18 protein-coding genes are annotated in these 21,556 nt (G+C 47.9%); 13 read left to right on the top strand and 5 right to left on the bottom strand.

The window, feature by feature from the left end; translation table 11 throughout:
• Positions 1-736: 736 nt before the first annotated feature.
• Both C943_RS21335 and C943_RS07325 read left to right on the top strand, forming a co-directional pair.
• Entirely contained in the window at positions 737-1,474 is a 738-nt protein-coding gene (locus C943_RS21335) for an energy transducer TonB (protein WP_008625992.1), read from the top strand.
• A 56-nt stretch (positions 1,475-1,530) separates the two neighbouring features.
• Positions 1,531-1,980 (top strand): RDD family protein, encoded by a 450-nt coding sequence (locus C943_RS07325; protein WP_008625990.1) that lies wholly within the window; start codon positions 1,531-1,533, stop codon positions 1,978-1,980.
• A 436-nt stretch (positions 1,981-2,416) separates the two neighbouring features.
• Here the strand turns inward: C943_RS07325 and C943_RS07320 are convergent, their stop codons facing one another.
• Positions 2,417-3,076 carry a protein-L-isoaspartate(D-aspartate) O-methyltransferase gene (locus C943_RS07320; protein WP_008625986.1) on the bottom strand — a complete coding sequence of 220 codons (660 nt, stop codon included), beginning with the start codon at positions 3,074-3,076 and terminating at the stop codon, positions 2,417-2,419.
• Between the two features lie 118 nt (positions 3,077-3,194).
• Here C943_RS07320 and C943_RS07315 point away from each other — a divergent pair, with 118 nt between their 5' ends.
• Positions 3,195-3,791: a riboflavin synthase gene (locus tag C943_RS07315; RefSeq protein WP_008625981.1), complete on the top strand. Its 597-nt coding sequence runs from the start codon at positions 3,195-3,197 to the stop codon at positions 3,789-3,791.
• A gap of 867 nt (positions 3,792-4,658) precedes the next feature.
• Here C943_RS07315 and C943_RS07310 read toward each other — a convergent pair.
• From C943_RS07310 to C943_RS07300, 3 genes are read right to left on the bottom strand one after another with little or no spacing between them, the layout of a single operon-like run.
• Positions 4,659-5,234 (bottom strand): phosphatase PAP2 family protein, encoded by a 576-nt coding sequence (locus C943_RS07310; RefSeq protein WP_008625975.1) that lies wholly within the window; start codon positions 5,232-5,234, stop codon positions 4,659-4,661.
• 40 nt (positions 5,235-5,274) lie between these two features.
• Positions 5,275-6,198, bottom strand: coding sequence for an oxygen-dependent coproporphyrinogen oxidase (hemF, locus tag C943_RS07305; RefSeq protein WP_008625972.1), 924 nt, complete (start codon positions 6,196-6,198; stop codon positions 5,275-5,277).
• The gene (locus C943_RS07300; RefSeq protein WP_008625970.1) at positions 6,198-6,824 is read right to left on the bottom strand and encodes a beta/alpha barrel domain-containing protein; all 627 of its coding nucleotides are present in this window, start codon (positions 6,822-6,824) and stop codon (positions 6,198-6,200) included. The genes hemF and C943_RS07300 overlap by 1 nt, the downstream gene beginning before the upstream one ends.
• Positions 6,825-6,903: 79 nt before the next feature.
• On the opposite strand from C943_RS07300, the gene C943_RS07295 reads away from it, so the two are divergent.
• The 9 genes from C943_RS07295 (at position 6,904) to C943_RS07255 (ending at position 18,658) form a co-directional block, all read left to right on the top strand.
• Positions 6,904-7,593, top strand: coding sequence for a hypothetical protein (locus C943_RS07295; RefSeq protein WP_040479555.1), 690 nt, complete (start codon positions 6,904-6,906; stop codon positions 7,591-7,593).
• The gene (locus tag C943_RS07290; RefSeq protein ID WP_008625968.1) at positions 7,580-9,217 is read left to right on the top strand and encodes a S8 family serine peptidase; all 1,638 of its coding nucleotides are present in this window, start codon (positions 7,580-7,582) and stop codon (positions 9,215-9,217) included. Before C943_RS07295 ends, C943_RS07290 begins: the two co-directional genes overlap by 14 nt.
• A 98-nt stretch (positions 9,218-9,315) precedes the next feature.
• Positions 9,316-9,966 carry a ribulose-phosphate 3-epimerase gene (gene rpe, locus C943_RS07285; protein ID WP_008625966.1) on the top strand — a complete coding sequence of 217 codons (651 nt, stop codon included), beginning with the start codon at positions 9,316-9,318 and terminating at the stop codon, positions 9,964-9,966.
• Positions 9,967-10,217: 251 nt separating this feature from the next.
• Positions 10,218-10,721, top strand: a complete 504-nt coding sequence (locus tag C943_RS07280; protein ID WP_008625965.1) for a hypothetical protein — start codon at positions 10,218-10,220, stop codon at positions 10,719-10,721.
• A 103-nt stretch (positions 10,722-10,824) separates the two neighbouring features.
• A complete protein-coding gene (locus tag C943_RS07275) occupies positions 10,825-11,805 on the top strand; it encodes a hypothetical protein (protein WP_008625964.1) in 981 nt (326 codons plus the stop codon).
• A gap of 91 nt (positions 11,806-11,896) precedes the next feature.
• On the top strand, positions 11,897-14,392 hold the full coding sequence (gene gyrA / locus C943_RS07270; RefSeq protein ID WP_008625963.1) for a DNA gyrase subunit A: 2,496 nt from the start codon (positions 11,897-11,899) through the stop codon (positions 14,390-14,392).
• 48 nt (positions 14,393-14,440) lie between these two features.
• Positions 14,441-15,655, top strand: a complete 1,215-nt coding sequence (locus C943_RS07265) for a tetratricopeptide repeat protein (protein WP_008625962.1) — start codon at positions 14,441-14,443, stop codon at positions 15,653-15,655.
• Positions 15,656-15,773: 118 nt separating this feature from the next.
• Entirely contained in the window at positions 15,774-16,943 is a 1,170-nt protein-coding gene (locus C943_RS07260) for an acyloxyacyl hydrolase (RefSeq protein WP_008625961.1), read from the top strand.
• 110 nt (positions 16,944-17,053) lie between these two features.
• The gene (locus tag C943_RS07255) at positions 17,054-18,658 is read left to right on the top strand and encodes an NAD(P)/FAD-dependent oxidoreductase (RefSeq protein WP_008625960.1); all 1,605 of its coding nucleotides are present in this window, start codon (positions 17,054-17,056) and stop codon (positions 18,656-18,658) included.
• A 134-nt stretch (positions 18,659-18,792) separates the two neighbouring features.
• Here the strand turns inward: C943_RS07255 and C943_RS07250 are convergent, their stop codons facing one another.
• A complete protein-coding gene (locus C943_RS07250) occupies positions 18,793-20,106 on the bottom strand; it encodes a Gfo/Idh/MocA family protein (RefSeq protein ID WP_008625958.1) in 1,314 nt (437 codons plus the stop codon).
• Between the two features lie 50 nt (positions 20,107-20,156).
• Between C943_RS07250 and C943_RS07245 the strand changes: the two genes are divergently transcribed.
• On the top strand, positions 20,157-21,518 hold the full coding sequence (locus C943_RS07245; RefSeq protein WP_008625956.1) for an exonuclease domain-containing protein: 1,362 nt from the start codon (positions 20,157-20,159) through the stop codon (positions 21,516-21,518).
• The last annotated feature ends 38 nt before the right edge of the window (positions 21,519-21,556 follow it).

The raw sequence follows: 21,556 nt of genomic DNA, 5'->3' as shown, positions 1-21,556 counted from the left end.
CGGAATAATATTTGGGTTTTGGTGGTAGATTTGAGGTGTGAGAAATGAGATTTGAGACACAAGACGCAAGACGCAAGACGCAAGACGAAAGACAAAAGAAGCGAGAAGCGAGAGACGAGAAGCGAGAGGGGGGAGGCGAGAGGCGAGAGGCAAGAAACAAGAGGCAAGAGGCAAGAGACAAGAAACAAGAAAGGGATTCGGGAGAAAAGGGCCTTCCTTTGTTATTTCGAGTTTTTAAAATTTGGCATTTACAGAAAGCGAATGTCAGCTGCTTACCGTCATGCTGAACCGTAGCTTGCGGATCCCGACAGCCGTACGGGAGAAGCATCGCCCAAATTGAGGAGACCCTTCTCCACGATAGCGATCGGGACCTCAGGGTGACGGTTCACCAACCTGTCATTGGTAGGGAGGAACGACCGAGAAATCTACCTTGTTTTTCATCAAATCGCCCCGATGGGGCTCGTGATCAAATACTTGCCGTTTTTTATACAGTTAGAGCGTCCCGATGGGACTTGAATCCCTCATTCCAAAAGAGATTCCTTCGGTTTGCATTAGCTCCTTTTCCTGAAGGAGAGGGCCGGGGAGAGGTGAATTGATCATTTATCATTGCGCATTTATCATTTATTCATCAATAGCAGCATATGCATTATTGAAACTTTTTTTCTTCAGCCACATACAACCGAAAGGATAAGTCTTTAAATTTAGTTTTGTATCCTTTTCGATAAATATGGTTCGATTGCTGTTCGTATTTGCTGTTTTTATGCTTGTCCAGACTGCTGGATTTGGGCAGGAGACGGTGAGGTATCTCAATGCGAGACACCTAGAATTTGATTCCTTGCGTGATACCGTTCCCGTATTTTTTGAGGTTGATAAGGAAGTTGGCCGCAAACTAAGGTCCAAGACCTACACGATGGATAGTGTCATCGTGTTTGATATTACCATTGTGAAAGATGCAAATGGGGAAAAGCTCTTTATGACGCACCTAGAATATGATGTCAATGAGAAATTAAAGAGAAAGTATGATTTTGATTACCGAACCAACATCTTTGACTGGAAGTACTATTATGAAAATGGGAAAATAAGGACCGAACAGAAGCTTCATCATTTTGATATAGTGGAAACAAAGTCCTATGATGAAGAAGGAAATGTGGTGCCAGCCGTGCTGGATTTTCAAGCCAGTGCAAAGGGAGGTTTGAACGGCTGGAACGAGTATTTGTCTAAAAACCTAGTATATCCAATTTCCTCCAGAAAGAAGGGAGAGGAAGGCACAGTCTACCTGATGTTTGTCGTTACAGATATCGGTGAAATATCAGAAGTCTACTGTTTAAATGAAGACACTTGTTATCCTGATCTAGTGAAAGAAGCTAAGAGAGTTGTCAGGGAATACCCCTATCATTTTACTCCCCAAACATTCAATGGGAAAACAGAGGAATCCATTTTTCGTATTCCCATTAGGTTTAAGCTCTCTGATTGATTGTCATAAATCATTCATTGTCGAACGAATCAAAAAAATAAGAAACTAGTTTGGAAATGGAAACAACGGCGAGAAGGATTTCCTTCAGAAAGGAATCTCAGGTTAGTAGAACGGGCTTGATGCTAGGATCCCGCGTATTGGCGGCAATCGTGGATTTTTTCATTTTGGACTTGACCCTTGTCCCGCTTATCGGAATTGTTTTCGTGTTGGTTTTTGGCTGGGATTCCGTGTATGAGCCCCTGTTTGTTTTACCGATTCTCATTGCCGTTTGGCTTTATTTCTCAGTGATGGAATGGAAAGCCGGTGGCAGCCTCGGTAAGCGATTGTTTAGGCTCCATGTCACGAACAAGGAGGGATCAAAGATTATCTTCCTCCAGTCTTTTTTGAGATTTCCGCTGAAGATTGTTTCGGCAGCTACGGTAGTTGGCATTTTGATGATCGATATCAACCCTCATCGTCAAGCCCTGCATGACTTGATTTGTGGAACCTTGGTGAGGAGGAAATAGGTGGGGTTTGAGAGGCGAGAGTCAAGACGCAAGACAAAAGACTTAAGACACAAGACAAAAGAAGCGAGAGGCGAGAGGCGAGAGGCAAGAAGCGAGAGACAATAGACGAGAAGCGAGAGGCGAGAGGCAAGAAAGGGATTTGGGAGAAAAAGGGCTTGCTTTTGTGATTTCCCTGCCCGACGCAGGTGGGGAGGGAGGAACGACCGAGAAATCTACCTTGTTTTTCATCAAATCGCCCCTCTGGGGCTCGTGGTCAAATACTTGCCGTTTTTTCTACAATTAGAGCGTCCCGATGGGACTTGAATCCCTCATTCCAAAAGAGATACCTTCGGTTTGCATCAGCTCCCTCTCCTGAAGGGGAGGGTCGGGGAGAGGTGAATTGATCATTGATCATTTTGAATTTTTCCATTCGCTTTCCAAACTTCGTACTTCTTCCTTATCCCTTCCAACCTTCCGTCCCAAGCAATGGCACAAAAGCAAAATTGTCGAAGGATTCCTGTTCGATGGTCGTGGCGGTCTTTTTGGTGAGTTTGAGCATCTTTTGGGTCTTGCGGTCACCGACCGGGATGACGAGGATGCCGCCGACCTTGAGTTGCTTGAGTAGGGAATTGGGCACAATGGGTGCGCCGGCAGTGACGATGATTTTGTCAAAGGGGGATTTTTCGGGGATTCCCTGTGAACCGTCACCCAGATAGAAATGCATGTGGATTCCCAACTTCGCCATGAATTTCTTGGTCTTTTCATACAGCTTCTTTTGGTACTCGATCGTATGGACCTCTGCACCAAGAAGGTGAAGGATACTTGCCTGGTAGCCGGAGCCTGTGCCTATTTCGAGGACGCGGTCGCCGGGTTTAATCTCCAGCAGCTGTGTTTGGAATGCCACCGTAAAGGGCTGGGAAATCGTCTGCCCCTCGCCGATGGGAAAGGCCTTGTCCTCATAGGCATGGGAATCCAAGGCGGTATCGAAGAAAAAATGCCTGGGGACGGTGTTGATGGCTTCGAGGACCTTCTCGTCCCGGATGCCTTTGCTGCGGAGGAGTTTGACGAGTTCTTTTCTTTGGCCTTTGTGGCGGTAGGTATCCTCAAGCTTGAGCATGGGTGGTATGGGAAACTTTTGTTTTGGCTGCGAAGTTAAGCGAATAAATGGCTTAATTTGCCCCGAATTTAAGGGCTTTTGGCATTTCCGCTGAAAGTCTTCCACTTAGTTTTGCAGTATGTTTACAGGAATCATCGAGACGCTCGGCACCGTCGCCCAAGTAACACAAGAGGGCAGCAATTTCCACTTTGACATCGTGTCTCCCATCACGCATGAGTTGCGGGTGGACCAGTCAGTCTCGCACAATGGCGTCTGCCTGACCGTTGTCGCAATCCATGGCGACAGCTACCGCGTCACGGCCATCGATGAGACGCTCCAAAAGACCAATCTGAAGTCTTGGAAACCGGGAAAGAAAGTCAATTTGGAACGCTGCATGCCTGCCAATGGACGCTTTGATGGGCACATTGTACAAGGTCACGTGGACCAAACAGGCAGGGTAGAAGCGATTCAGGAACAGGACGGTTCTTGGCTTTTTGATTTTTCCTTTGATCCGGCCACGGGCAATGTCACAGTTGAAAAAGGCTCCATTTGCATCAACGGCACCAGCCTCACATGCTTCAACTCAAAAAACGGTTCCTTCCGCGTCGCCATCATTCCTTACACCTATGAGCATACCAATTTCCATGATTTGACGGTCAGCGATGAGGTCAATCTGGAGTTTGATATCGTGGGAAAATACATCCAGAGGATTATAAGGGGGTATCAGGGGAATTGAGACTCAAGACTCAAGACACAAGACGCAAGACTTCAGAACCAAGAAGCAAGAGACAAGAGGCAAGACACGGAACCGAAGGCATAAGGTTTCGTCCCGTCATGCTGAACCGTAGCTTGCGGAGGGAAGCATCTCTAATTTTTGGGACACTCCTTTCACCAACAAGAATCGGGACCCACCATCGACTTCGAAAATGTTCTCGCGGCGTTCGCTGCGAAATCGCTGCGTCCGCGGCGTGAACCCATTTGTCATTGCCTTTTTGTTGATGCCAAATTTTAAAAACTCGGAATGACGAAGTGAAGCCTTCGTAAAATCAGAGGATTGATCCTACAATCATCCTTCAATGGGTATCCCACCGTCAGAAACGCAGGGTAATTGGGAACTCCATCCCGAAGGGGGTGGAACCATGAATAGCCCCGGGTTTTTCCCGATAATCATCGTGGACCGGGGAAAAGGAAATCAGCGAAGCATTTGTTTTTGGGAGAGGAAAGTTTAAGAATCAATTTGGGTTTTCACCAAAAACCGGGAAGGATTGATCCTAAACGTGGATTGTGTCGCCATACCCTGGTCTTTCCATCAGCGTTTTATTCCGATGTTACTTTTTTTCTTGTCAAAAAAAGTAACCAATCCCGATAATTATCGGGAGACAAGAAAGTCCAATCCTAGGCCATCGCTCAAGGCCCCGGCCGGCCCGGCGGACTTTCATTCCCCGCGCCCGATCTAACCAAATACTTTGTGCAGTTTCAGATTCGGAAAATAACCTTCCCGAGCCGGCTGCGTTCGCTGCGTGAAAATTTGGTTGGTAATTGGTATGCAAACGGGGATTTTTGGAAAATAAGAAAGCGATAAATTGAACGTTTTCTTTGGGAATTAAGCCGCCTGTTTTTTTGCAACCAAGGAATACACCCACCTGAAAAGGTAAAAAGCAACGATCGCCGACAATACACCTACCATGGCACCGACGATTACGTCGCCCGGATAATGTACACCGAGGTAAATGCGCGTATAAGTAAAAATCCCCGCCCAAAGAAACAGCCACTTGATCTTGGGATACTGTTGACCCAAGGTCAAGGTCATCAAAGTCGCGACGGCAAAGCTATTGGCAGCATGGGAAGACACAAATCCAAACCTTCCCCAACAGCCCCCATAATTGTACATCATGCCTTCCAACATTGGTTCATGGCAGGGCCGAAGCCGGGCGAAGAAGGGCTTCATCAAGCCCGAAGCCGTTTGGTCCGCCAACAAAATCGTCAATCCGATCGCCAATACCACCCACCAAGAGGCTTTTCCATAGGTCTTGAAGACCAAGAAAAGCAGAAACGCATACATGGGAATCCATGGGTAGGTTTTTGTAAGGAACAACATCACGGGATCAAGGAAATCCACATGGAATCCATTGAGCCAGAGAAAGAGTTCCTCATCCCATTTGGCGATTTGATCGAGCATAGTGTTTTTGGCGAAAACTTCTTTTGACTGAAATTCAAAATTAGAGGATATTCATCCAATCGATCCCTTTTTTGAGATGCTTGAGCGTGAATTCTTCCTTTGATCCGGCTGCGACGCTGTGCATGTATTCCCATTGGGCCATGGGCGGCATACTCATGAGGATACTTTCCGTCCTGCCGTTGGTATCCAATCCAAATTTGGTCCCTGCATCCCATACCAAATTGAACTCCACGTAGCGGCCGCGTCGGATGGATTGCCATTTTTTCTCGGCTTCGCCAAACGGCAGGGCCTTGTTTTTTGCCATCAAGTGGCGATAGACTTTTGGGAAAAGGTAGCCCACGGATTTCACGAAAGCATGGAGTTTTTCTGCCTCGGCTTTGGTTTGGGCATTTAACCTATCGAAGAATATTCCCCCAACACCCCGGGTTTCGGTCCGGTGTTTGAGGAAGAAGTAATCATCCGCCCATTTTTTAAACTTCGGATAGTAGCTTGGATCGAATTGGTCGCAGCAATCCTTGACCTGTTGGTGGAAGTATTGTGCATCAGCCAAATCCACATAATGGGGCGTCAGGTCGATTCCCCCGCCAAACCACCACACGCCATTGCTCATTTCGAAGTAGCGGATATTCATGTGGATGATCGGCACCATGGGGCTTTTGGGATGGATGACGATCGATACGCCGGTCGCAAAAAAGTCAGCCTGCTCCAGTTCGAGTTTGGAGAGGATCTTTTCGGGCGTAGGTCCTGACACGGCTGAAAACGCCACGCCGCCTTTTTCCAAGACTGCCCCATCCTGAATGATTCGGGTACGCCCGCCTCCTCCTTCGGGTCTTTCCCAAAGGTCTTCCTTGAATTTGGCAAGGCCATCTTCGGCTTCCAATTCCCGGCAGATATGGTCCTGGATTTCCTTGAATTCCTTCGCAATCAAATCCTTGTCGAGGAGCACTTTGGTGTTTTCCTGCATCATTCTTCCTCCTCCAATATTTCTAAAATCTCGGACAGCTCGTCGAAATCCTTGAACCCCGGCTTGATTTCCTCGCCGCCTTCGAGGGATATTCCCTTGGGTTGGGCAGTTTCCAATAGGTCTAGGACGTTTGCTGCATTGATGTCAAAGCCAACAAGAACTTCGCAGTTTCTGCACAAATGACCGACTTTCTCAACCACCGAATCATCCAGCAGCAGGTGTTCCGAAACGAGGTGAAGCATGATATTGTGGGTGTTGAGGTAGCCGGTTTTTGGCATCAGTGCATCCAGATGCTCGGGATGCTCGACTTGGACTTTCCAAATCAATTGAAATCCGGCATGCATCAGCATGGGCAGAAACGCTTCTTCCCTGACTTCGACATACCCCAATCCGGGACATTCCTGCACGATTTCGAGGATTTGTTCCGGATGGCTGTGTTCAAATTCCCCGGCCAATTCGACGCCTGAAATCCAACCTGTCATCTCCCTGTATTTGTCGGCGGTGATGGATTTTGAATGGCCCGGTTCGAGGCAGAATCCCATCAACTGAACCCCCATTCCTGCGCAGTACCTTGCGTCGCTGAGGTTGTTGACGGCATTTATTTTGACAAAAGCACTGAGACTCATGGCTTTTTTTGTTGATTTTTCGGGCGAAGGTAAACTTTTTACATTGAAAATAGTATTTTTGACCAATGCTTTACCTCGTATGAATCGAGTCTATCACCCTATCTATCTCTTATCAGTCCTATTTTTTCTCTTCGCTTGCCAAGAAACAGAAAGACCAAAAACAGATTTTGGTTTTGAATTTCAGCCGCTCCAAGTGGGTTTGTTTTGGCAGTATGCAGTTGAGGAAACCATCGTGTTTGGGGAAAACGACCAAGAGTCAAGTACCTATCAGCTGCGGGACAAAATCGAATACACCTTCAGAAATGCGGAAGGGGACGAAGTCTTTGTGGTCAACCGGGACAAATCCACCGACGGGACCAACTGGACGGCAGTGACTACCTACGGTATCCAAAGGACCAATCAGGCATTGCTGCGGACATTTGAAAACAAGAAGCAGATTCCATTGGTTTTCCCTCCAAGGTTGGAAAAAACCTGGGACGCGGAAATCTACAACGCCGATGAATCGGACGAGTTTGAGGTCGTGTTTGTCGGAAACCTAAGCCTCAACGGGCGGAATTACCAAGAAGTGGTAAGGGTGCTACAGGAAGAGGAAGATGATGAGATTACCTTCAGGGACAATCGATATGAAGTATTTGCCCGCGGCGTAGGCTTGGTGGAGCATTATTACGAAGTGCATACCTATTGTTCCAGAAATGATTGCTTGGGGAAAAAGTTATTGGATTCGGGCCGTAAGACCCACATGAAATTATCGGCATATGGTAAACTTTAAGCGATTGTTGGTGCTTGTTTTGGCATTGCAGGCTGGTTTGGCGACTGCCCAAAACCGGTATGCGGTGTATTTCAAGTTCAAACCCCAACAGACTTTTTCACTCAACAGGCCTACGGAATTTTTGACTGCGGAGTCCATCGAACGCCGTACCCGCCAAAGCATAGCCTTGGATAGCCTAGATTTGCCTGTTTCCGAGAAATATATTGCCGGAATAGCGCCTTTGGTGGACAATGTGCTGTACAGCAGCAATTGGCTGAATGCATCCGTGGTCGTCGCCAAACCGGGCAATATCGCCGGCCTGGCCGAACTCCCTTTTGTGGAGAAAGTGGTCTTGGTGGCACCGGGACTCAACGACAGTCGCTTGGAATTTGGAAACAGGGCTTCGGTAGGGCAGGGATATCCGGTGGATTTATTGTCGAAAACGGCTACGGCCTATGATTTCCAGAACGAACTGTTGGGTATTCCACAGATGCATGAAGAAAACCTCAAAGGAAAAGGTATCCGAATCGCGGTGTTTGATGCTGGATTTCCCGGCGTGAATACCATTCCAGCATTTGCGCATCTTTTTACCAATGGACAAATCAAAGGAACCCGGGATTTTGTCCACCTCAACAACAGCAACGTCTATTCATACCACCAACACGGCACTAACGTGCTGTCGCTGATCGCAGCCAACAGGCCTGAGCAATTGGTGGCGGGGGCACCCGAGGCAGATTATATCTTGTGTATCACCGAAGATGTGCCTACAGAATATTGGATTGAGGAATACAATTGGGTCAGGGCAGCCGAATATGCCGACAGCCTTGGAGTGGATATCATCAACAGTTCGCTTGGCTATTGGGATTTCGATGACCCCAGCATGAATTACACGGTTGCCGATTTGGATGGTGAAACCGCAGCGGTCACCAAAGGAGCGACAATTGCGGCCAATAAGGGCATTTTGATCGTCAACAGCGTGGGCAATTATGGGACCCGAGGTCAAAGTTCATTGACCGTGCCAGCTGATGCAAGGGGTATCCTGTCAGTTGGTTCGGTGGGTTCAAACCTGACAAGGTCTTCGTTTAGTTCGCAGGGCGCCACGGCGGATGGCAGGTTCAAGCCAGAAGTCGCCGCCTTCGGTGCTTCGGTTCAACTGATTCGTTCCAACGGAACCTTGGGTCCCGCAAACGGGACGAGTTTCGCCGCGCCGCAGATTGCGGCCTTGGCAGCAGGCCTATGGCAAGGAAGGCGAGAATGGACAAAAGACGAACTGATTGAGTTTATCCTGAAGAGTTCCACGCAATACGAGAACCCCGATAACCTACTCGGATACGGCATTCCCGATTTCTTCAATGCTTTCCATGGAGAGATATTGGCTATTAGCCTTCCGGGAAAAGAAAGTGATTGGAAAATCTATCCCAACCCTATTGAGGGTACCGACTTGTTTGTCCAATTTGGAAATCACCTGAAGGGGGAGTTTTCCCTGATCGACTTGAAGGGAAATACGATCCAAAAAATCGAAGTGTCGCGGAATTCGGTACGGGAGCCTTTCAATGTATTTTTGGAGACCATCCCGCGCGGCATGTACTTGGTGCAGATGCAGTCAGGAAGGGAGATCAACCGTTCCAAGCTGTTGAAGCGCTAGCGATTTCCCGAATTTTCTTTCGATCGGGGTTTCAAAACCCTGGGCAAAGGGGAAAGTGTTGGTGTTTTTTTGTTTCCTTTGCAGCAAAATAATCCGCCATGTCCGTTCAGATCGCCCCATCCATTTTAGCAGCAGATTTTGCCAATATCCAGAGAGAGGTTGAGATGCTCAATGCTTCCCAAGCTGACTATATCCATGTGGATATCATGGACGGGATGTTTGTCCCCAACATTTCTTTTGGCCTACCCGTGACGGAAGCCATCCACAGGCATGCCACCAAACCCCTTGATGTCCACCTGATGATCGTCGACCCGGATCGGTATTTGGAGGCTTTCACAAACGCGGGGGCTACGGTCATTTCGGTGCACTTGGAGGCTTGTACACACCTGCACCGCACGGTCCAAGCCATCAAGGCCTTGGGATGCAAGGCCGGCGTGGCGCTGAATCCGCATACTTCCGTTTCCCTTTTGGAAGATATCATCGAGGATTTGGACCTCGTCTGCCTGATGTCGGTCAATCCGGGTTTTGGTGGACAGAAGTTTATTCCTAGGACTTTTGATAAAGTGAGGAAGCTAAAATCGATGATTGACATTTCGGGATCCAAGGCCCTGATCGAGATCGACGGAGGTGTAAACCTCCAGAATGCCCCATTGCTCGTTGAGGCGGGAGCGGATGTGTTGGTGGCTGGAAACTTTGTTTTTAGCTCCTCCAATCCAATCGGGACGATCCAGGATTTGAAACTCCTTTGAGATTTTTATCAACTATTCTCTGGAATGCTCATTTTTGAGTAGACGAAGTCTATTTGACAGGGATGGCGTTGATTTTTTGTATGGAATAGCAATTGTTCCCTGAATCCAAAGTATCCGCCACTGACCAAACTATTTCCCCGTTGAACATATTTTGGGGATTTTAACATTTTTTGGGTATGATTTAGGTCCGAAAATTGATTAATTGAAAGTTAAAGTAAAATCAAGTATTCACTAACAACCTTAAAATGATGATGAAAAGATTGATCGTAATGGCTTTCCTAAGCTTGGGAATGTTGAACATGCAGGCAAAAGCACAAGACGCTGCGGCTGAACCTGTAACGGAGGAGGAAATCATGAAATTTGCCGCAATGGAGGAATCCGTGGCACATTTTCTACAGGAAAAACAGGACGCTTTAGTCGAAATGGTGAAGAATGATGAGGCTTTGGGTGGACCTGCGAGGTACAACGAAATCAAAGCTGCATGGGGCAAGGAAGATAAGCTCGCCGAAATTAAGATCACCGATGCCGAGCGCGCGGCCTTTCAAAAGGTTCAGGACTACATCAACTCCATGACGGACCAAGTTAAGGAGTTCAAATTGGAGCAGATCAAAAACCCTGAGGTTTTGGGTGCCGCGACATACAACAAAGTGAACAGGGCCATGAGTGCAGACCCTGAATTGAAGAAGAAAGTAACTGAGGCGATCGCCATGCTGAAGGAAAAACGTGCTGCTGAAGGTGGCGGTGTCGTCGATTGATTGAAATTGGAATCCTAAATATCAAAATGGCCTTCCCAAAAAGAAGGTCATTTTTGTTTTCCTCGAGGTATTGTTTTTAATTTCGTCTTCGTTAAGAGTTTGTATGAGAAAAAGTTTGATCGTTTCCCTTCTGTTGCTCATTTGCCTGTCAGGCTACGCACAGGAAGATATATTCGGGCTGGATACCAAATCCAAGGACAAAACCAGAAAGGCCAAGAGTGGATTTGGGAATACCTTTAGAAATGCCATTGGAAACGTGAGCTTTGAATTTGCCGGAGGTGGGGCTTTCCATACAACACAATTCGATTTTCATTCGGAAAACCCTTCGCAATACCCCTTATTTCAGGTCCAGAATTTGGAAAATCCCCAATCGATAACTTCGGATGATACAGTGGCATTCAGGGCAAGCAGCTATGCGATTCCGATACAGGCGGCAGCGCGCATCAATCTTTTCAACACACTCACCATTGGTGCAGGCTATGGTCGGGAGTGGGGAAATATGACAAACCCAGCCGGAGGTGATTTTGAGTTTCGGTTTCAAAACAATTCCTACACCATTGATAAGGCTTTTGGGTCGGTCGGATTGGTGCTGTACGACGCTTCTAAACGTGCCAAGTTCCTGGCCTGGCGCTATAAAAGGTACGATTCCAACAACCTTTACATGCAGTCCGAAGCGAAGCAACGCATTCGTCAATTGTATCCTTGGAAGTTTACTGCCGAAGCCGATTTTGGGAAATTGTTTATCCGCCAGACATTTGATGAGAATGTAACTCCTTCGGTCGATCCTTTTTACAACATAGGACTTCGTGTCGACAAAGAATTCTCGGAATATGCGCGGTTCTTCGTAAAGGGAGGCGTCGAGTTCAGGAACTTTGAATACAAAGCAGAAGCCGCTGCCGAGATCATGCCGTTCACACAAAATCTATATTTCGTGCAGGCTGGAATATCCATCAGCCTGCCAAGTACCAAACGCTGCAAGGTGCCGGGTTGCGGGGTGGTAATGAAGCACTTACACGACGGTATCGAATACCGGGGGAGTTCCATCTTCAGTCCACAGAACCGAAAGATCGGCCAATGGTATTGACAGGCTGTTTTCGGTAGTTCCTATGGCCGAATAATCTTTTTAAAACAGTATTTTTTGAGTAACTTGCCCGCCTATTGATCACCAGTAAAATATGGCGCAAGGAGAAAACGAGAATATTATTCCCATTAACATAGAGGAGGAAATGCGTGGCGCGTACATCGATTATTCGATGTCGGTTATCGTGTCGAGAGCCCTCCCAGATGTGCGGGATGGATTGAAACCTGTTCACCGCAGGATACTTTTTGGAATGCAGGAGTTGGGCGTGTTACACAACAAGCCATTTAAGAAGTCAGCAAGGATCGTTGGGGAAGTCTTGGGTAAGTACCACCCACATGGCGACTCGGCAGTATATGAAACCATGGTGCGGATGGCGCAGCCTTGGTCTTTGCGGTACCCACTTGTAGATGGCCAAGGGAACTTTGGTTCGGTCGATGGTGACAATCCTGCGGCCATGCGTTATACCGAGGCAAGGCTGAAGAGAATTGCGGAAGAGTTACTTACCGATATCAACAAAGAGACGGTTGACTTCCAGTTTAACTTTGACGATTCGCTCAAAGAACCGGTCGTTCTTCCCGCCAAGATTCCTGCATTGCTGCTCAACGGAACTTCGGGTATCGCCGTGGGTATGGCCACCAACATGGCCCCACATAACCTCGGAGAAATCGTCGACGGCATCATTGCCTATATTGACAACAAGGATATTACCGTTTCGGAACTCATGGAGCACATCACTGCCCCGGATTTCCCAACGGGAGGTATTATTTATGGATACAATGGCGTAAAGGCGGCATTCGAAACCGGACGTGGACGGGTAATCCTCCGCGGCAAGGCCGAAGTAGAAACCAAGGAAGGCGGTCGTGAGGCAATCATCATCACCGAGATTCCTTACTTGGTCAACAAAGCGAGCATGATCGAAAAGACCGCGCAGCTGATCAACGAGAAAAAGATAGAAGGCATTTCAGCCATCAGGGATGAATCCGACAGACAAGGGATGCGGATCGTCTATGAACTGAAGCGGGATGCAATTGCCAACGTTGTACTGAACAACCTGTACAAGCAAACACAGCTACAGACCTCATTTTCAGTCAATAACGTCTGCTTGGTAAAAGGGCGTCCGCAAACGCTCAACCTGAAGGATTTGATCCTTCATTATGTCAACCACAGACATGAGGTGGTCGTCAGAAGGACTGAGTTTGAACTGAAGGAAGCGGAGAAAAGGGCGCATATCTTGGAAGGTTACCTGATCGCTTTGGACCATTTGGATGAAGTGATCACGCTGATCAGAAATTCCCGCGACCCTGAGACTGCCCGAAACGGCTTGATGGAGCGCTTCAGCTTGAGCGAAATCCAAGCCAGGGCCATTTTGGATCTCCGACTCCAGCGCCTCACCGGCATGGAGCGCGAGAAGATTCAGGAAGAATACAAGGAGATCATGGCCTTGATCGAAGAATTGAAAAGCATCCTCGAAAGCGAGGAAAAGCGGATGCAGATCATCAAGGACGAACTCACTGAGATCAAGGAGCGATACAACGACCCACGTAGGACCACCATCGAGCACAATGCCGAGGACTTCAGCTACGAGGATATGATCCCGAATGAGGAAGTGGTGATCACCGTTTCCCACCAGGGATACATCAAGCGTACCGTCCTTACCGAGTATAGGACCCAAGGAAGGGGAGGAGTCGGTTCAAGGGGCGCGGTGACCAAGGAAGACGATTGGACAGAGTACCTGTTTACGGCTTCAACGCACAATTACCTTTTGATTTTCACCGACCACGGGAAACTGTTTTGGCTGAAAACCTATGCCATTCCGGAGGGCTCCAAAGCTTCGAAAGGAAGGCCGATCCAAAACTTGATCAATATTGATTCTGAGGATAAGATCCGCTCGATCATCCAAGTCGGTGACCTCAACGACGCGGATTATATCAACAATCATTATTTGGTGATGGTTACCAAGCAAGGCATCATCAAGAAGACCACCTTGGAAGAATATTCCAGACCTCGCACCAATGGCATCATCGCCCTGAATATCAGGGAGGATGACCAGCTGCTCCGCGTGGACATGACAGATGGCGACTCGCACATCATCATTGCAGCCAAATCTGGAAGGGCCATTCATTTTCACGAATCTACGGTAAGACCGATGGGCCGCACAGCTACAGGCGTGAAGGCGATCACGTTAAGTGATGTTAAAGACGAGGTGGTTGGCATGGTTTGTGCACAACGGGAAGATGCCAGCCTGTTGGTGGTCTCCGAAAAGGGCTATGGCAAACGTTCTCCGCTTGATGAATACCGCATCACTAACCGTGGTGGAAAAGGTGTAAAAGCCATGAACATTACGGACAAGACCGGATACTTGGTCGCAATCAAGGAAGTGGTAGACAGCGATGACCTGATGATTATCAACAAATCAGGCATCACGATCCGGACTCCCGTCGCTGACCTTAGGGTAATGGGCCGTGCCACACAAGGCGTCAGGCTCATCAAACTGAGCGAAGGAGATGAGATTTCCTCGGTAGAGAAAATAAAGAAAGAGGAGGAAGCAGAAGAGGGGCAGACCCCGGCACCGGCTCCCGCCAATGAATAGGGATATTGAACTTAAACGAACCAAACAAATAGACAAATCAAAACCAAAATGAAAAAGTTAATCCTCTCAATGGCATTGGTGGCTTCGGCGACTTTTGCTTTTGCCCAAAAGAAGGTAGTTAGCTCAGCTGAAAAGAACTTCAAGAAAGGAGACTTAACAACCGCCTTGACCGAGATAGATGCTGCACTCGAAAATCCGGAAACCAAGGATGACCCAAATACCAGGTTACTGAAGGCGAGAATCCAAACCAAGCAGTTTATCCAAGATAGTTCGTATTCTGCTGCAAGTGTAGAAACCGGTAGAAATGCATTCGACAATTTCAACAAGACCATGGAGATGGTCGGAAATGACAAGGAAAGCAAAGTTGGAAAAGAAGTCTACAAAAATGAAGATCCTTCAATTCCATTGCCAGAAAACCTGAAGCCGTATTCCATGATGTCATTGAGAAATGACGCATTTAACAAAGCGATCAACCGCTACAATGAAAACGACTATGAGATGGCATATGAGTTTTTTGCACTCTCTGCCGACATCGATCCAACGGATACGACTTCTGCATTCAATGCAGGTTATTTGGCAAATGATATCGGAAACTATGCAGGAGCAAAGAAATATTTCGAGAGGTTGATAGAAATTCCTGAATACAACAAACTGAATGCATATTACCTCTTGATCCAAATTGCAAGTTCTGAAGACCAGAATCCGGAATTAGCATATAACTATGTGACCAAGGCTAGAAAAGACTATCCTGAAGACAAGACGCTTTCTGAATTTGAAGTACAGTTGCTACTCCAAATGGACAAAATGGATGAAGCGATGACTACTGTGAAGGCAGCTTTGGCTGGCGACCCTAACAATGCTGGTCTGCTCTTGAGATATGGCTACTTGTTGGAGCAATCCGGGGACATCGACGGTGCATTTGTTCAATACAAGAAATCTGTAGAGGCAAATCCAGAGTTCTTCGAAGGAAACTACTACACGGGTGCGCTTTATTTGGACAAAGCCAGAAAAATCTTGGCTGAAGTGAACAATCTCTCCGACGCTGAATGGGAAAAAAGAGCTGAAGGTATGGGCAAAGAGGCTGACCAATTGTACAAAGATGCAGTTCCTTATTTCGACAAGGCTTTGGCTATCAAACCTGAGAGCACAGACATCATGGAAATCCTTTTCAACATCCACAGTAGGCTAAAGAATACCGCTGAGGCTGAGAAAATGAACCAAAAATTGATCTCTATCCTCGGCAAGGATTGGATGGAGAAATAAGATCTTCTGACAAAAGTGTGAAAAAAAGCCGTCCTGACTATTGGACGGTTTTTTTTGTTTAATTCGCCTAATCGCTTTGAATTTCACAATGAGTTGATCAACTTTGACGCAAAAAAAAATGAAATTTTTTTTCATGTGGAAAGCCTTTCTGTTCTCATTCGTGATTTTTGCTGTTTTGGCATTTCCCGTATGCGGTTCTGATTCAGTTTCTGTCAATAAAACCAAGAAGCAACCCAAATTCCAAAAACAGTTCAGCTTCATCATGGAACAAGGGCCTATGCTTCCCAAAAACACCGAATGGGGTCAGCAGGTGGGTAGCACAATTGATTTTTCGGCGATTGATTTACGCCTGGGGTTCCGAAACACCCAGCCCAAACTCTACAATGTCATTTACAAATATCCGACATATGGGTTTGGCTATTTCCGTACCACGTTCAAAAACGACTTTATCGGAAAACCCAACGCGGTGTACATGTTTGGGGAGCTTCCAATCGGACGAACCTTTGTAGATAACAGACTAAGCTTTAGTGTCTATCTGGCATTTGGTTTGGCCTTTAACTTCAAACCATGGGATGCCGAGGATAATCCTCTCAATCAATTCATCGGCTCCTATAACAACGGCTACGTCCATGTGGCGAGCACGGTGACCTATCGCGTCAATGAGTGGGTTTCTTTGGATGGATCCTTGGGATTGAAACACTTCTCCAACGGCTCCTTTCAAAAGCCTAACTCAGGGCTGAACTTTATTCCCTTTTCAATAGGGATTCGCACCAATCTGCAAAAATGGTATCCCGAGCAAAATACCAAGCCTGAGATTCCCGCCTTTATTCGCAACAACCAAGTCAATATATGGGGTACTGTGGGCGGAAAAAACTATCTGCCCGGCAGTGAAAGATACGTCAAGTATGCGCTTGGTGTGAATTTCCTAAGGCAGGCGGGATACAAATTCCGTTACGGCCTCGGGATGGACCTTTTTTATGCGCCAGGCGGATCGATGGACCCAAATTGGCAGAAGGATGCATTTTGGGATAAGGCTTCCCTAGCTTTTGTTTTATCCGGTGAATTGGTCCTTAAACCCAACCTCTTTATTCCCCTGGGTATTGGAGTATATGCCCACAGAAATCCGGCCAACGACGAGCCGAATTGGTACTATGAGCGCATTGGTGTCAAATACCGATTTTCAAACAAATTGTTCACTGCCATTACCTTGAAAGCCCATGCATTCAAGGCGGACATTTTTGAGCTGCAGATGGGCTACTCCATTTTTAAGGATAAGAATAAGTATTGATTGGACAAACTGTTGCAGCGTCTATCGGTCTGGACCGGATTATGATGTCTTGAGTAAATCCCGTCCGCTTTTTCGTAGCTTTGCAATGCTTTAAGGATAAATACCTTACCATGAAAAAAGAATTGCAGCTCCAACTGAGCCCGGCTGAGGCTTATGACTCAGATTTGTTTCGCGAGACAGTTTTGAAAAGGCTGAAATTGCCAGTCGCCGATCCACAAATTTTTGCACGACAAACAAAGCGTTCCATAGACGCCCGTGGGCGGCAAGTGAAAGTTTTGGTCGAAGCGGAAGTTTTTGTCCACGAGCCTCCAACGCCCTTGTTGGAACAGGGCAGAGATTACCCCAACGTCAGCCTAGCCCCCCAAATCATCATCGTCGGCGCAGGACCCGCAGGCTTGTTTGCCGCTTTGCGGGCAATTGAGCTCGGCGTGAAACCCATCTTGATCGAAAGAGGCAAGGATGTACGGGCGAGGCGGCGCGATTTGGCTGCGATCAACAAGGACCATATCGTCAATCCCGAGTCCAACTACTGCTTTGGAGAAGGAGGGGCGGGGACCTATTCCGACGGAAAACTTTATACGCGTTCGAAAAAACGCGGGGATATCCGGCGCATCATGGAAATCTTGGTTGCCCACGGTGCCACCGAAGAAATCCTCGTCGACGCCCATCCACATATCGGTACCAACAAGCTTCCCAAGCTTGTGGAAGAACTCCGCAACAGCATCCTTCAAGCGGGTGGGGAAGTGCTCTTCGGGACCAAAGTAGTGGACCTCATTTTGGACAGAAACGAGATCAAAGGTGTCATCACCCAGGATGGAGAAAAAATCCTTGGCCAAGGTGTTATCTTGGCTACAGGCCACTCCGCGCGGGACATTTTTCATCTATTAAAATCAAAAAACATCCTCATTGAAGCGAAACCCTTTGCCCTTGGTGTCAGGATCGAGCATGCCCAAAACCTCATTGACCGTATCCAATACCACTGCGAAGTAGACCGCGGACCCTATTTGCCTGCTTCCGCGTACGCTTTGGTCCATCAAACCCAATGGCAAGGGAAACAACGGGGCGTTTTTTCCTTTTGCATGTGTCCCGGTGGATTCATCGTGCCCGCTGCGACTTCCCCAGGGGAGATCGTCGTCAACGGGATGAGCCCCAGCCGACGCGATAGCAAGTTTGCCAACTCGGGCATCGTTGCCGCCGTGGAATTGGAGGATTTGCCGCAATATGAAAAGTATGGTCCCCTTGCCGCCATGATGTTCCAAGCCGAAGTGGAGCAAAAGGCTTGGCTTGCCGGCGGTCAAACCCAAACGGCTCCTGCACAGCGAATGCTGGATTTTGTCAACAAGAAGGTTTCGGCTGACCTGTTGGATACTTCCTATCAGCCAGGCTTGCTTTCGGTGGATATGGATACGGTTTTGCCTGATTTCATCGCCGAACGCTTGAGGCAAGGTTTCAAGGCATTCGGGCAAAAGATGAAAGGCTACCTGACAAACGATGCCCAAATCATCGGCGTTGAGAGTCGGACTTCATCTCCCGTGCGGATTCCCCGCGACCGGGAAACCTTTGAACACCTGATCATCAAAGGTCTTTACCCTTGCGGGGAAGGCGCAGGTTATGCGGGAGGGATTGTCTCTGCTGCCATGGACGGGGAAAGATGTGCGGAGAAGTTGATAGAGCAGTATGTGAGGACAGGCTCGCGCAACCAAATGACAGACTAAAGCATTTCCTGGGTTGAAGAAATCCCGGAAATCCAGCAGTGTGAGGACTGGAGGAGGCATTTCATGAATTTGGCATCAATTCGTACCGTCATCCCCCGGTGCCAAGTCCTTTCCGCCCGCGACGCGCAGGAATTTTAAACCAGGTCAAATTCCGGTCTCCAGACCATTCGTTGGCCTGTGTAGACGGATTCGTTGGCAAGTGCGACTGTGATGGCTGTCCTTCCAGCATTGATGACGTTGCAATTCGGTTCCGCTTTTTCCACCAAACAGCGATAAAAATCCTCCAAGGCATAAATCGAACCATCAAGGGTGGGCTGCGGGAGGATTTTGATCCCCTGTTTGTCGCTTGACCAAGTCAGCCGGGTGGCACCTGATACCCCATCCACCTGCTCCAATTCTTTGCGGGTTTCAGGTTCGGGGTAGAAAACCCCTTCGTTGGTCAAAAGTGAAATCATGCCCTTGTTGCCCTTGATCTTGAAGGAATATCCATCTTGTTGGTTGGCGCAGGTAGCACCAAAGTTCCCGATCATGCCTTCCCTGTCGTACCGAAGGGTGACTTGGACATTGTCAAAAGTCTCCCTTCCGTCTTTGAAAAAGTCGATCCCCCCAACCCCGTAGACCGAACTGGGCCTTGTCTCAAACACCCAATGAATGAAATCCATTTGGTGGGAAAGCAGTTCGGCCACCAATCCCCCGGAATACTCTTTGTACATCCGCCAGTTGATTTTTCGCTCCAGTTCAGGACTCGGCACATCCCTTCTCCAATTGTGGTTCCTGTCCCAGCGGGCTTCCACCTGGGTGACTTTTCCCAACCAACCGTCCTGTACCATTTCTTTGACCTTGAAATAAAGTGGGGAATAACGGTATTGGTGCCCAACTTGTACCACCTGACGGGGGTATTGCTGCCGTATTTTGCTCAAGGAAAGTGCCTGGTCCACATTAAAAACCATGGTTTTTTCCAGGAAAAGATGCTTTCCCGATTCCAAGACAGCCTTTGCATGCTCAAAGTGCAGGTAGATGGGGGTGGCGACCAGAATGATGTCCAGGTCTTTTTGGTCCAGTAACATCCGGTAGTCATCGTAAAACGAAACACCCGTGGGAAATTTTGACTTGGCCTGTTCGAGCCGTAAGGGAAGGTCATCACAAACGGCCTTGACCAAAAATTTATCCGGCATCCCGTTGAGTACGCGGTGAAGACCGGAACCGCGATCGCCGTATCCCAAGATTCCCACAGAGAAAACCCGCTTTTCGGATGTGCCCGCCATGATAGGGAGCACCGTCGATGCAGACAACAAGGCGCCCAACTTTACAAAATCTCTTCTTTTCAAGGTCTTTAGGTTTTGTTGTAGAAATATCGAAAATCTTTTGCCTTCGATCCGATCCTCTTTGGCGAAATCATTGTTGTTCCACAAAGTATTGCTTGTTGTTTCTCCGACAATGATTGACATCCATGGCCTTGGATTGTCCAATAAAGCCTAAAAATCACTAACATTGACACATGCTTTTTGCCATCGTAGATATCGAGACCACAGGCGGCAACCCGGGATTGGGTGGCATCACGGAGATTGCCGCGATCCTGCATGATGGCAGCAGGGTGGTGGATACCTATCATACCCTCATCAATCCGCAGCGGCCAATACCGGGCTTCATCACGGGACTCACGGGCATAGACCAAAAGATGGTCGAACACGCGCCCACCTTCGCGGAAATCGCGGACGAGTTGTGGGAATTTTTGGAGGATGCAGTCTTCGTGGCCCACAACGTCAATTTTGATTTTTCCTTTATCAGATCCGCTTTTGAGGCCCTGGGAAGGAACTTCCAGGCCCGCAAACTCTGCACCGTACGGCTGTCGCGGAAGGTCTTCCCGGGATTGAGGTCCTACGGTCTGGGAAGGATTTGCAGCCACCTGCACATCGAAATTGAAAACCGCCACAGGGCCCTAGGCGATGCGGAAGCTACGGCGACGCTTTTTGGGATGATGATGGAAAAGGATGCATCTGCTGTCTTGGGCGCACTGAAGCAAAACCAAGGAGGTTCATTTCTTCCGCCAAACATCTCCCTCAGCAGGTACCTGGAAATCCCCGAGGCCACGGGTATCTATTATTTCCATGACAGCCAAGGACATGTCATCTACGTCGGCAAGGCTAACAACATCCGGGAGCGCTTCAAGGGTCATTTTTCGGGTAATTCAAAAGACAAACTTTCACTCAAGACCGAAATCCACGACATTTCCTGGACACTGACGGGAAGCGAAATGCTCGCTTATTTGCTCGAAATCCTCGAAATCAAACGCATTTGGCCGAAGTATAACCAAGCATCCAAGTTTCAATCTTCCTCTTGGGCCATTTACCATTATCAGGATGGAAATGGTTTTTATAGGTTGCATGTGGGAAAATATGCGGCTTCGCTGAAGCCCATTGCTGAGTTTATGAACCACGCGGAGGCTTGGAAATTTCTCAAGGAAAAAGTGGAAGCCCACGAACTTTGCCCCAAACTGTCAGGAATCCAGAAAACCGCAGGACCTTGTTATGATTTTGCGGATGGGAAATGCCGCGGCGCTTGTTGTGGGGCCGAAAGCGCGGAGGAATATGCCGCCCGATTTGACGAAGCAATCCGCTCATTTTCCCAAAAAGGGGAAATTCTGATCAAGGATCGAGGCATTTCGAAGGACCAACAGGTAGCCTTGTATTTTTTGGATGGGGTGTTTGCTGCCTACGGCTTCCTTGGAACGGACGAAGATTTTTCTGGCAGCGAAGCCGTCTTGGACCGCCTTCAAAAAGTAAAGCCCATTCCCGATACTCGGTACATTTTCCGTTCCTTTCTCACCAAAATCCCCTTGAACCGGATTCAAGTGCTTTAGTAAAGCGCTAGGTTGCCGTCATGCGAGATTACTATTAG

It is taken from the genome of Mariniradius saccharolyticus AK6, assembly GCF_000330725.2.
Lineage (GTDB): Bacteria > Bacteroidota > Bacteroidia > Cytophagales > Cyclobacteriaceae > Mariniradius > Mariniradius saccharolyticus.
Note: the sequence above shows the minus strand (reverse complement) of the source record. Positions and strands in the feature narration are given on the sequence as shown.